Annotated in this window: 8 protein-coding genes; 5 read left to right on the top strand and 3 right to left on the bottom strand. The window is 70.1% G+C overall.

Annotation, left to right across the window (positions count from 1 at the left end):
• Nucleotides 1-143: 143 nt before the first annotated feature.
• From H1D24_RS09245 to H1D24_RS43535, 5 genes are all read left to right on the top strand, one after another.
• Nucleotides 144-566, top strand: coding sequence for an RlpA-like double-psi beta-barrel domain-containing protein (locus H1D24_RS09245; protein ID WP_181656926.1), 423 nt, complete (start codon nt 144-146; stop codon nt 564-566).
• A gap of 14 nt (nt 567-580) precedes the next feature.
• A complete protein-coding gene (locus H1D24_RS09240; RefSeq protein WP_181656925.1) occupies nt 581-1,201 on the top strand; it encodes a cell wall protein in 621 nt (206 codons plus the stop codon).
• 16 nt (nt 1,202-1,217) lie between these two features.
• The gene (locus H1D24_RS09235) at nt 1,218-2,261 is read left to right on the top strand and encodes a MauE/DoxX family redox-associated membrane protein (RefSeq protein ID WP_258563955.1); all 1,044 of its coding nucleotides are present in this window, start codon (nt 1,218-1,220) and stop codon (nt 2,259-2,261) included.
• Between the two features lie 317 nt (nt 2,262-2,578).
• Nucleotides 2,579-4,024 (top strand): glyceraldehyde-3-phosphate dehydrogenase, encoded by a 1,446-nt coding sequence (locus H1D24_RS09230; protein ID WP_181656924.1) that lies wholly within the window; start codon nt 2,579-2,581, stop codon nt 4,022-4,024.
• 777 nt (nt 4,025-4,801) lie between these two features.
• Nucleotides 4,802-9,382 carry an HAD-IC family P-type ATPase gene (locus H1D24_RS43535; RefSeq protein WP_309484259.1) on the top strand — a complete coding sequence of 1,527 codons (4,581 nt, stop codon included), beginning with the start codon at nt 4,802-4,804 and terminating at the stop codon, nt 9,380-9,382.
• 144 nt (nt 9,383-9,526) lie between these two features.
• On the opposite strand, the gene H1D24_RS09220 is transcribed toward H1D24_RS43535, so the two are convergent.
• From H1D24_RS09220 to H1D24_RS09210, 3 genes are all read right to left on the bottom strand, one after another.
• On the bottom strand, nt 9,527-10,033 hold the full coding sequence (locus tag H1D24_RS09220; protein ID WP_258563954.1) for an ATP-binding protein: 507 nt from the start codon (nt 10,031-10,033) through the stop codon (nt 9,527-9,529).
• Between the two features lie 353 nt (nt 10,034-10,386).
• Entirely contained in the window at nt 10,387-11,925 is a 1,539-nt protein-coding gene (locus H1D24_RS09215; RefSeq protein WP_508477083.1) for an MDR family MFS transporter, read from the bottom strand.
• Between the two features lie 98 nt (nt 11,926-12,023).
• The gene (locus H1D24_RS09210) at nt 12,024-12,629 is read right to left on the bottom strand and encodes an acyl-CoA-like ligand-binding transcription factor (protein ID WP_181656921.1); all 606 of its coding nucleotides are present in this window, start codon (nt 12,627-12,629) and stop codon (nt 12,024-12,026) included.
• Nucleotides 12,630-12,679: the final 50 nt, after the last annotated feature.

Here is a 12,679-nt window from a genome sequence, read left to right as displayed (position 1 = left end):
CGCGGCGGTCTAGCGACACGGCGCGGCGGTGCGCATCATAGGGGTGCCTGCACGGCACAGCATTCACCCTGCTCGCCTGCGCATCACCTTTACAGGTCATGCGCTTTGTCATGAGCACATCCAAATGCGGAAGGGAACGCACCATGGCTTGCGGAACGACCAGCCTGTGGGCCGGTGAGACCAGCTGGTTCTGTTGTGGGAACGCCTGGGGTCCGTGCAGCAGCGCGGGCGGCGGGGCCTGCGGGACGTGCAGATCCGCCTCGTACCACGGCGCCTGGCCCAACGCCTCCCAGGCGTGCTGGGACATCACCCGGCCCGACCTGTGCGGCGAGAACATCCCCCGGCGCGGCTGCGGTTCGGTGATGAACGTCAGACACCAGTGCTCGGGCGCCACCGTGTGCATCACCATCACCGACTGCGGCCCGCGCACCAAGTCCTGGTGCGGCGAGGCCACCTGCTGCAACGGCGCCTGCCGCACCAACCGCGTGCTGGACCTCACGCCCGCGGCGTTCTCGGCCATCGGCAACCTCAGCTCCGGCATGCTGCCGGTCTACATCTACGAGTGAGGGGGCATCACGACATGACCGCTCACCAGGGCATCTCCAGCGCCGTCGGCCGTCGGCGCTTCCTCACACGCACCGTCGTCGGCGGCGCCACGATCGTCGGCGCGACAGCGCTCGGCGGCATCGACGCCGACGCCGCCTTCGCCGCACCCCAGCCTTCCCTCGACCCGGCGTTCGCCAAGTCCTCCTTCGTGGAAGGGCGGATCACCCGGATCGATGGCAGCGTGCTGCAGGTCCTGGGCTCCCACGGCGACCGCGCCTGCGTGCAACTGACCAACGCGACCAGCATCTGGAAGGGAGAGCCCACCACCGCTGCTGCAATCGACACCGGCGACGGCCTCTACGCGCGTGGCGTACCGATGCCCGACGGCACCGTCGCCGCCGACGCGGTATGGGTGAACATCGTGAACATGGCCACCACCATCCGCGGCATCGGCAAGAACCGGCTGCACCTCTCCCACGGCCACCACGAGATCGTCGGCAACGTCTTCCCCGGTACCACCAACGCCTCGTACGCCGGTCAGGCCCTCACCTCCGACCTGTCCAAGCTCCGCATCGGACAGCACGCCCAGGTCCTGGGCGCGTGGCGGCCGTCCGACGACTCCGTCGACGTCGTACGCATCTCGGTCGGGCACTGAGCGGGCGGGGGGAGAGATGGAGTCACTGACATCGGGCCTCGCATCAGGCCTGGCATCGGACCTGACATCGAGCCTGACAACAGGGCTGGTCCCTGCTCTGGTCCCGTTGGTGCTGGCCGGGCTGCTCGGGTGGACCGGCGCGGTCAAGCTCTTCGGCCGCGGCACCGTCCGCCAGGCGCCGAAGACCGCGCTCGCCCGCATGCTGCGCAGCAGCGAACGGACGGTGCTGGTGCTGCGCACAGTGGGCGCGGCCGAGCTGGTCGCCGCAGTCGGCCTGCTTGCCCTCCCCGCGTCGGTGGGGTCGACGGCCGCGGCAGCACCGGGGGTTGCGGCGGCCGCTCTCGGGGCGGGCTTCCTCGGCTACCTCGCCCGGGCCCGGGCGACCGCGCCCGAGTCGTCCTGCGGCTGCTCGGCGGGCGATGACGCCCCGATCACCTGGCGCACCTTCGCCCGTGCGGCCGCGGTGCTGGCAGGCGGGGCGGTGTCCGCGGCGTGTGCTCTGGGTGCCGCCTGGATGGCCGAAGGGAGTACGGGGGCGGACGGTGCGGCGCAGCCCTGGTGGACCGTGATTCAGGAACAGCCGTTCGTCTCACTGGGCTTCCTGCTGCTGTCCTCGGCGGTGTTGGTGGGGCTCTCCGCGGACCTGGACCGCTGGTGGCGGCTGCCGCTGCGCCGATTCCGGCTCCGTCTGTTCGGCCATCCGTTCAACTCGGCCGCGGCGGGCGGCTCCGCGGTTCCGGTCGCGGCGACGGTCGAGCTTCTGGAACGTTCTCTCGCCTGGCAGGCCGCATCACCCGTCGTACGGTCGGGGCTGGTGGACCACTGGGCTGAGGACGGCTGGCGCATCCTGCAGTTCACCGGCGTGTACGAGGAGAGCGGTGAGGAGGGCGGCGCGGCCCGGCCGGTCGCGGTGCTCTTCGCGCTGGACGCGACGGTCAGCACGGACACGACCGCCGAGCCGGCCGTCCGGGTCGCCATCGTCGACGCGGACACCGGCGAGGCGGTGGCCGCAGAACTGCTCTCTCCTGCGGTCCGCCCCGCCTTGCCCCTCGCCGGCTGACGGCAGTTGTTCGCCGGCGCCCACATGGGCGTCGGCGAACACCCACCCTCGCCCGCCTCGCCGCGGTCCCCAACCGGAGCCGAGCAGAGCTCGTCCGGTACGGGCAACGGTGGCCGCGGTCGTCACCGAATGGCGTGGCGAGCCGGCCGACCAGCCCGGTGAGAGCGGGTGACGGCGTAGACGGCACGGTAGACCGGCACGCCCGAGTACCGGCGGCAGACGCCCCGACCGGCCACCTCGCTCAGCTGGCACCGGTTGAATGATCAAAGTGGCGGGGGGGTTAGCATATGAGCGCCGCCTAGCTCGAAAGATGAACTGTGACTGCCAACGAGGACTCGTTCACCAACTGGAAGAACCGCGAAGAGATCGCGGAGTCGATGATCCCGATCATCGGGAAGCTGCACCGGGAGCGGGACGTCACGGTCCTGCTTCACAGCCGCTCCTTGGTGAACAAGTCGGTGGTCAGCATCCTCAAGACCCACCGATTCGCCCGTCAGATCGCCGGCGAGGAACTCTCCGTCACCGACACGCTGCCGTTCCTGCAGGCTCTCACCACGCTCGATCTCGGCCCGTCCCAGATCGACATCGGCATGCTCGCCGCGACGTACAAGACAGACGACCGCGGTCTCTCCGTGCAGGAGTTCACCGCCGAGGCCGTCGCCGGCGCCACGGGCGCCAACAAGATCGAGCGCCGCGAGCCGCGCGACGTCGTCCTCTACGGCTTCGGCCGCATCGGCCGGCTCGTCGCCCGCCTGCTCATCGAGAAGGCCGGCTCCGGCAACGGCCTGCGCCTGCGCGCCATCGTCGTCCGCGGGGGCGGCGACCAGGACATCGTGAAGCGCGCCTCGCTGCTGCGCCGCGACTCCATCCACGGCCAGTTCCAGGGCACGATCACCGTCGACGAGGCGAACAGCACGATCCTCGCCAACGGCAACGAGATCAAGGTGATCTACGCCAACGACCCGACGGAGGTCGACTACACGGCGTACGGCATCAGGGACGCCATCCTCATCGACAACACCGGCAAGTGGCGCGACCGCGAGGGCCTGTCGAACCACCTCCGCCCCGGCATCGACAAGGTCGTCCTGACCGCGCCGGGCAAGGGCGACGTGCCGAACATCGTCCACGGCGTCAACCACGACACGATCAAGCCGGACGAGCAGATCCTGTCCTGCGCGTCCTGCACCACCAACGCGATCGTCCCGCCGCTGAAGGCGATGGCGGACGAGTACGGCGTTCTGCGCGGCCACGTGGAGACCGTCCACTCGTTCACCAACGACCAGAACCTGCTGGACAATTACCACAAGTCCGAGCGCCGCGGCCGCTCCGCGCCGCTCAACATGGTCATCACCGAGACCGGTGCCGCCTCGGCCGTCGCCAAGGCGCTGCCTGACCTGAAGGCGAAGATCACCGGTAGCTCGATCCGCGTCCCGGTGCCGGACGTCTCGATCGCGATCCTGAACCTGCAGCTCGCGCGCGAGACCACCCGCGAGGACGTCCTCGACTATCTCCGCAACGTGTCGCTGACCTCGCCGCTCAAGCGCCAGATCGACTTCATCAGCGCCCCCGACGCTGTCTCGAGCGACTTCATCGGCTCGCGCCACGCCTCCATCGTCGATGCCGGCGCCACCAAGGTCGAGGGTGACAACGCGATCCTCTACCTGTGGTACGACAACGAGTTCGGCTACTCCTGCCAGGTCATCCGCGTCGTCCAGCACGTCTCCGGGGTGGAGTACCCGACCTACCCGGCCCCGGCGGTCTGATCGCGGCGGACTGTCCGATCCGCCGTCCCGGCAGGCGCTGCGGCGGTGGGGCGGCAACCGGTCGCGATCGGCATCCGGTTGCTCTCCCACCACCGCCACCGCCATATCATTTTCCGTCAGACCCATTCGACGTACTGCCGGGCGCCGGGCTGAACGCCCCTCCGTGGCGGAGGATGGCGTAGCCGATCCCGACGCCGGCCGCCACGGGCCATTCCAGCAAGCCGACTACTCCGAGCGCGCCGAGGCCGAGGAAAACGGGGAGCCCACCTTTGGCCGGCAGGACGCGCTGAGCTGCAGTGACGGGCATCGCGACGACTCTTGCAGCCGCGGAGGCGACGCGCCCCACGGGGATGTTGACGGTGAGGGTCTGCTCAGCGCGCCTTTTCAGGGGACTCGCTGCCTGCTCGGCACTCCTCTTGGAGGGACTCGCTGCCGGCTCGGCGCGCTTGTTCGAGGGACTCGCTGCCTTCTTGCGCGTCGAGGCTGGGCGACTGGGCGTTTTCGCCGTCCGACTGCGGGCTTGCTGAGCGGTGGCGTTCACGGTTTTCCTCCCAATGCGCTGTTCGGTCTTACAGATTTGGCAATTATCAATCCCTGAGGCTTATGTTGCCTTCTGGTGCCTTTGTGGGGGCTCTGAATGGCTCTACATCTGAAGGTGCCGCCGCTCAGCCCTGTGACCGTTGCTCGCCAGCAAGCAGGAGGTGCCCAGTGCTGCCGTGGAGTGGGGTTCTGCCGTCTGTCCCCGGCCTGGCTTCCCCACCGGCGCCATGGAGGGTGGTGGGAGAGGTCGCGGGTGGCGCTGTCGGTGTGGTCCGTTCGAGTTGGCAGGCGGTGGGTGATGCCCTGAGCGCTCTGCCGCGGGGTCTTGCCGACGTATCCGCCGTACTGACGGACGCCGGGCAGGACCGCTCACGGCGGCGCGTGTGGTCCCGTGGGGGCAGGGCGCACATCGAGGTACGCGGCCTGAGCGGGCGAGGGGAGCGCCACGACCGGCTGGTGGGTGCGCTGGGGACGGCGCTGTGCGCGGTGGAGGGTGTGCGCTGGGCCGAGGTGAACGCGGTGCTGGGGCAGGTGGTCGTCGACGTGGATGAAGACGACTTCGGCCTGGACCGGCTGGTGGAGCTGGTGGAGCAGGTCGAAAAGGCACACGGCAGCGATGGTGAGTCTTTCGCCGGCCATCGTCCTCATCCACCGTTCGACGCGGCACCGGCGGTGCTGGCCGGGGCATCGCTGGCCGCGGACTGCCTCGGGCTGGTGGTGGCGTCGCTCGGCCAGGCGGTGCCGTGGTCCGCACCGGCCCTTCTGCGGGTGCCGGTGGTGTTGGCGGAGACCCAGCCGCGACTGCGCCGTCTGCTGGATGGACGGCTGGGCCGAGCACATGCCGAGATGGTGCTGGGGGTGTCCAACGCGGCAGTGCACTCCCTGACTCGGGGGATGGCGCCGCTCGCCGTGGATGCGGTGCAGCGGCTGTGGCAGCTCGCCGAGATCCGCAGCCGGCAGGCCGTGTGGAGTCAGCGGGAGAACGAGCTGGTGGGCGGCGGCGACGCACTGCCGCGTCATGCGCCCGAGCGGGCGCGCCGACCCGCGCCGCTGCCCGCCGGACCGGTGGAGGCATGCGGGCACAAGACCTCGCTTGCGGCGCTGCTGGGATCCGGTGGGGTACTGGCGTGGACCTGCAGCCCCGAGCAGGCCGCGCAGGCGATCCTGGCGACCGTGCCGAAGGCCGCGGGGATGGGCAGGGAGGCGTTCAGCGCACGGCTGGGCCGGGACCTGGCACGCGACGGCGTGGTCCCGATGGACGGGACCGCCCTACGGCTGCTGGACCGGGTCTCGACGGTCCTGATCGACTCGACCGTCCTGTGCGCCCCCCGCCCCCGGCTGCTGTCGGCTGTCGCCACCGGCCGGCTGGACGACGCCGACGTGTGGCGCGCCGGGCAGTCGGCTCTGCTAGGCCGCTCTCTGCAGGAGCTGTGCGGTCCGGGACCCTGGATCTGCGAAGAGTGGCGGCTGGAGCGCCCCGCCGACGCACCGCACGGGCGACCTGACGCCCCCTCGGGGCTGCCACTGGATCTACGCGACGCCGGCGGGCGACGCCAAGGCCGGGTTCTCGTCGGCTGTGAACTCGACCCGCTGGCTGACGCCTTGCTCGGAACGGCCCGCTCCGCCGGCCGCCGTCTGTTGCTCACCGAGCACGTGAGTGCGGACGAACTGGTGTCGTGGGCCGACGAGGCCGTGCCGATGTCCGCCTCGCTCCCCGAGGAGGTGCGGCGTCTGCAAAAGGACGGCCAGGTCGTCCTGCTGCTCACGTCTGCCGAAGATCAGGCACTGGCCGCCGCAGACGTCGGTGTCACGGTGCTGCCCGGCCACGGCGAAGCAGGCCGTGTGTGCTGGTCGGCGCATCTGATCTGTGGCCCGGGCCTGGCGCAGGCCTGGCGTGTCCTGGCCGCCCTCGACGAAGCCCACCAGGTCAGCAGCAGGTCGGCTCGCCTGTGCCTGGGCGGATCCACCCTCGGAGCGCTGATCGCGGCCTCCCGCACCCGCCGCACGATGCTCGGCCTGACCACCTCACCGATTCACGGCGCCGCGTTCCTTGCCCAGATCGGCGGTCTCAGGGCGGCCCGTCGCCTGGCGCGTAAGCCCCTGCCGCCGCCCCGTATCCGTAGCGTCTGGCATGCCTTGGAGGCCCACGAGATCTTCGGCGTTCTGGGGGCGCTCAGCGATGGCCCCGCGAGTCGGCCGACGGCTGGGGCGTCCGCTGAATCAGGTCGTACGGCGCAGGGCGCCCTGGCTGAAGCCGTACACACCATGGCCGACGCCGCCGGCCTGGCCGCAACGGCCCGCGGGGCCGCGCAGTTGGTGACCGCGGTACGCGAGGAACTGCGCGACCCGCTCACCCCCGTGCTGGCGCTGGGCGCTGCCGCCTCCGCCGCCGTGGGTTCCGGCATCGACTCCGCCCTGGTGGGCGGCGTGATGGCCGGCAACGCCGTGGTCAGCGGCGTGCAGCGATTGCGTGCCGAACGCGCGCTGAACGGTCTGCTCCTCGCCGAGCAGCAGATGGCCCGACGGGTCCACTGGACACCCGTCGCCTCCACGGCACGACACCCGGACCAGTCCCGGTTCTTCACCGGGCTGCAGAACGCCCCCGTGCACACCACCACCGCACAGGACCTGCGGGTCGGGGACATCATCGCGCTGCGGCCCTCCGACATCGTCCCGGCGGACGCCCGGCTGCTGGTCAGCGACCGTCTGGAGATCGACGAGGCCACCATGACCGGCGAGTCCGTCCCGGTCGCCAAGGACCCGGCGGCCACCCCCGGCGCAGAGCTGGCCGAGCGCTCCTGCATGGTCTATCAGGCATGCACCGTGCTGGCCGGGACCGGCTACGCCGTAGTCGTGGCCACCGGAGCGCAGACCGAAGCCGGCCGCGCCGCCGACCTGGCCGGTACCGCCACCACGCCACCCGGCATCGAAAGCCACCTGGCAGCCCTGACCAGGACCGCGCTGCCCGCGGTCGGCATCGGCGGAGCCGCGGTCACCCTCCTGGGTCTCCTGCGCGGTGTGCCGGTACGCGAAGCGCTCGCCTCGGGTGTGGCCGTCGCCGTCGCCGCGGTTCCCGAGGGCCTCCCGCTGGTCGCGACCGTCGCCCAGTCCGCCGCCGCCCGCCGCCTGTCCCGGCACGGCATCCTGACCCGTTCCGCTCGCGTCCTGGAAGCGCTGGGCCGTGTCGATGTCGTGTGCTTCGACAAGACCGGCACCCTCACGCAGGGCAGGCTGAGCGTGACCGGGCTGGCCACACCCGACCACGAGCTGCGGATGGACAGTGCATCCGGCCGCCACCTCCTGCAGACCGCGGCCAGAGCCTGCCCGACCCCCAAGGCCGGCCAGAGGCTGCCCCACGCCACCGACCAAGCCGTCGTCGACGCCGCAACCGCTCACTGCGCACCCGACCACACCTGGCGATCCGTCACCGAACTGCCCTTCGAAGCCAGTCGCGGCTACTCCGCCTGCCTGGGAACCGAATCAGGAGACCCCTACCTCGCGGTCAAAGGGGCACCGGAAACAGTCCTCGCCCGCTGCACCGCCACCCTCTCCACACCCCACGAGCCCGGCAACGACAGCGCCGTCCCCCTCAACCCGGCCCGACGCCGCGCCGCGCACCACCTCGTGCAGCGCATGGCCGCGGGCGGACTCCGCGTCCTCGCGGTGGCGGAGGCCAGGCCCACCTCGCCCGCGAACCCCAGCGACGACGTCGCCGACCTGGCCCACGACCTGACGCTCCTCGGTTTCCTCGCCATCGCCGACCCCGTACGGCCAGGAGCCGCGGAAACCGTCAAACGCCTGGCGGAAGCCGGGGTACGTACTGCCATGATCACCGGCGATCACCCCGCCACCGCGGCCGCCATCGCCCGCGAACTCGGCATTCCCGATGGCGACACCGTCCTCACCGGCGCCGAACTGGACACCCTGTCCGAACGCGCCCGCCTCCGCCGGATCGCCCAGACCGCCGTCTTCGCCCGCGTCTCCCCCGAGCACAAGGTCCGCATCGTCCAGGCCCTGCAACGCACCGGACACGTGGTGGCCATGACCGGCGACGGCGTCAACGACGCCGCCGCCATCCGCCTCGCGGACGTCGGCATCGGCTTGTCGGCCCACGGCTCCACCTCAGCCCGTGCCGCCGCGGACCTGGTCCTCACCGACCCGGACCCCACCCGCCTCCTCCAGGCCCTCATCGAGGGCCGGACCCTGTGGCACAGCGTGCGCGACGCCGTCGCCATCCTCGTCGGCGGCAACGCCGGCGAGGTCGCGTTCACCGTCCTCGGCACCGCCCTGTCCGGCCGCGCCCCCCTCGGCACCCGTCAACTCCTGCTGGTCAACCTGCTCACCGACATGCTGCCCGCCCTCGCTGTCGCCCTCGCCCCGGCCCGGGCACCCAAACCCGGCGAAGACCCTTTGACCGGTGGCCCGGTCTCCTCGCTCCTCGGACGCGACCTGGTCCATGTTCTGGCCGTCCGCGGCACCGCCACCACCCTCGGCGCCACCACCGCTTGGCAGATCGGCCGCCTCACCGGCCTGCAACGGCGCGCGAGCACCATGGGCCTGGCCGCACTGGTCGGCACCCAGCTGGGCCAGACCCTCATCACCGACTGGCACAGCCCCCTCGTCCTGGTCACCGCGGGTCTGTCCACCGCCGCACTCGTCGCCGTCGTGCAAACCCCCGGCATCAGCCACTTCTTCGGCTGCACCCCGCTGGGCCCCGTCGCCTGGGCCACCGTCACCGCCTGCGCGGCCACGTGCACCGTCGCAGCCGCACTCGCTCCCCGCCTCCTGGACTCCGAACCCGCAACCACTCCCGCCTGACCCACCGTCGAAGGACGAACGGTGACTGCGAGAAGGCGATGGAAGAGGCGAGCCCGACCATCGCGATGATCACGGAAAGACTGAGGTCCCGCAGGCCATCAACTCGTCGAACTCCTTCAGCTCTGTCCGGCGGAGCGGCGGTGGTCACGGCTCCACCGTCCCAGGGACCATCGTGGCGCGGACCGTCTTGCCGGCGTCCGGGCGGTGAAACCATGTGACGTCGGCCTTGAGCCGCTGAACGTCCCGCAGACCGCGGCCGCCCCGCTCGCCCTGGAGCGCTTCGGCGAAGGCGGGAAAGGCGGGGTTGGGGTCCTCGACGTCGATGACGAGCCGGTGCGGCTCCCTGATGGCCAGCCGGACGGTGATCCGCTGCCCGGTGCCTGGCGTAAGCCCGTGCCGAACAGCGTTGTCCACGAGCTGGGCGAGCACTTCCGTGGCGGCGTGGACGTCCCCCCGCCAACCGAGGACTGTGAGGGCGGTACGAGCATTGACGCGAGCCCGGTTGACGGCACCGGCGTTGCCGGGGAGGTCCATGGGTGGGTACTCGCGTAAGACCGGAGCGGTCACGGCGACAAGATCCATGTCGTCGGTTCCCTCGACGACGGGTCGTCCTGCCGCGGGTGGGTTGATCGAGGACGGCGTGTGGTTCAACGGGTCTCCTGCGCATGGGGGGGTTGGCGCATTGACGGGACTCTGCAGCGACAATGCAGAAACGTTCCGCCACCGCGTTGTGTCGAACTATGAGGCATCCCGTTGAGGTTTCAACAAGACTCGCCGACCACGTCGGGACGTCCCACATCCCGGCCGACCAGGCCACAGCAACCAACGGCGGGCGCCGGAGCGGGGACCCGCGTCCCGCGAGAGCTCCTGCATTGCTCGTGCTCACGCGTGAGGGGCGCTCCGAAGAGCGCCCCTCATCTGCGGAAATTTCTCCGCGCGGTCATAGCCGGCTACCGGCCGTACGACAGCCCCTCAACCCTCGGCTGCCGGTGTTTCCGGACCGCTCAGTGGACCGGAGCAGTCGGCGACTTGTTCTCTTCGGCGAGGCGTTCCAGACCGCTCTGGGTCTTGAGCGGCTTCTCCTTGATGAAGAGGACGGCGATCAACGCGAGGAAGGCGAAGGGCACTCCGACCAGGAAGACATCGGCGGTGGCCACGCCGTAGGCGTTCTCCACCACCTGGCGGGCCGGTTCGGGGAGGGTCGCGAGGTCGGGGACTTCACCGTCACCGGCGGTAGCGCCGCCGCCCGCCGCGCCGCCGAAGCCCTTCTCCATCTCGCTCGTGACCCGGTGACTCAGCACGGCGCCCAGAGCGCTTGTGCCGATCGCGCCGCCGAGGCTGCGGAAGAAGGACAGGACCGAGGTCGCGGCGCCCAACTCGGAGGCGGGAACATCGTTCTGAGCCGCCAGGACGAGGTTCTGCATCAGCATGCCGACGCCGATACCGAGGACTGCCATATAGATGCTGAGCAGCAGGAAGGACGAGTCGGCGCTGATCGTCGACAGCAGGCCCATGCCTGCCGTCATGACGATGCCGCCCGCGATGAGGAAGGCCTTCCACTTGCCCTTGGCGGTGATGATCTGTCCGGCGATGGTGGTGGAGAGCATCAGACCGAAGATCATCGGCAGGCTCATCAGGCCCGCGACCGTCGGGGACTTGCCGAGGGAGATCTGGAAGTACTGGGACAGGAAGACCGTGCCGCCGAACATGGCCACACCGACGAGCATGCTCGCCACGGTGGTCAGGGTCACCGTCCGGTTGCGGAAGATGTCCAGCGGGATCATCGGTTCCTGGACCTTGGACTCGACCAGAACCGCAAGGACCAGCAGCACCACACCGGCAGACACCAGGGCGGCCGTCTGCCAAGAGGCCCAGTCGAACTCGGTGCCGGCGAGAGTGATCCACAGCAGCAGGGCGCTCACCCCCGCCATGATGAGGACGGCACCGACATAGTCGATCTTGACGTCCCTGCGGACCGCCGGCAGCTTCAGGGTGAGCTGGAGAAGCACGATCGCGAGCAGGGCGAAGGGCACGCCGATGAAGAAGCACCAGCGCCAGCCGAGCCACGACGTGTCGACGAGGACGCCGCCGATGAGCGGGCCCGCGACCGTACCGACGGCGAAGACCGCGCCGAAGATGCCGGAGTAGCGGCCGAGTTCACGCGGCGGGATGATCGCAGCCATCACCACCTGGGCAAGAGCGGTCAGTCCGCCTGCGCCGATGCCCTGGACGACACGGCTCACGATGAGGATGCCGACACTGTTGGAGAAGCCGGCGACGAGCGAGCCGACGACGAACATCGACAGCGACAGCTGGATCAGCAGCTTCTGGTCGTAGAGGTCGGACAGTTTGCCCCAGATCGGGACGGTCGCGGTCATCGCCAGGAGTTCTGCGGTGACCACCCAGGTGTACGACGACTGAGTGCCGTGCAGGTCGGAGATGATCCGGGGCAGCGCGTTGGCGACCACGGTCGAGGCCAGGATGGCGACGAACATGCCGGCCATCAGGCCGGACATGGCCTGGAGTATCTGACGTTGAGTCATGGATGATGCGGACGCCTGGGTTTCAGGCGTGACGGCAGCGGTCATCGGCTGACGTTCCTCATTCTCTGATGATTTCTGTGATGAAGCCTGTGGGTGCTTCAGCGGTTCAGTCCGGCGGCCAGTGAGGAAAATGCCTCGTGGTAGACGCTCTGGAAGGTGCCCGTCCGGCCGGTGGAGGTCCAGTGCTCGACGGCGGAGCGGGCGGCGGCGATCGCCACGTGCACGAGGAGCCTGGGACGGAGGTCGGAGTCGGCGTTCTGCTCGAGGCGCTCGGCCACTGCGGTGATCAGTGCGCGTTCATCAGCACCCCGTGCGGCGAGGAGGCGGGGCAACAGCGAAGGCGTGTTCCGCAGCACCGCGCACTGCAGTTCCCAGCGCTCGTGGTCCTCCTCGATATGCGCGAGCTCCTGGCCGATGGCCTCCCGCACCGCGTCGAGCGCGGTGGCCTCCTCGGGTGCGTCGAGGACCGCTTGCCGAACCCGCTCGGCGCTCTCCGGGTCGGGCCGGATGATCGCGTCCTCCAGGCGCGGGAAGTAGTTGAAGAACGTCCGCACGGAGACGCCGACCGAGGCGGCCACAGCTTCCGCGGTCACGTTCTCCAGTCCGCGTTCCGCGGCCATGCGCAGCGCCGCGTCCGCGAGCGCATCACGCGTTGCCCGCTTCTTGCGTTCGCGCAACCCCGGGCTCGGACCCCCTGCACTCATGAAGGTGCATGCTATGCAAGATTTCACCGCATGCAAAATTGTTTTGGAGC

The organism is Streptomyces himalayensis subsp. himalayensis (assembly GCF_013778455.1).
In the GTDB taxonomy this organism is placed as follows: Bacteria; Actinomycetota; Actinomycetes; order Streptomycetales; family Streptomycetaceae; genus Streptomyces; species Streptomyces himalayensis.
This window is presented reverse-complemented; position numbering and strand designations above follow the sequence as displayed.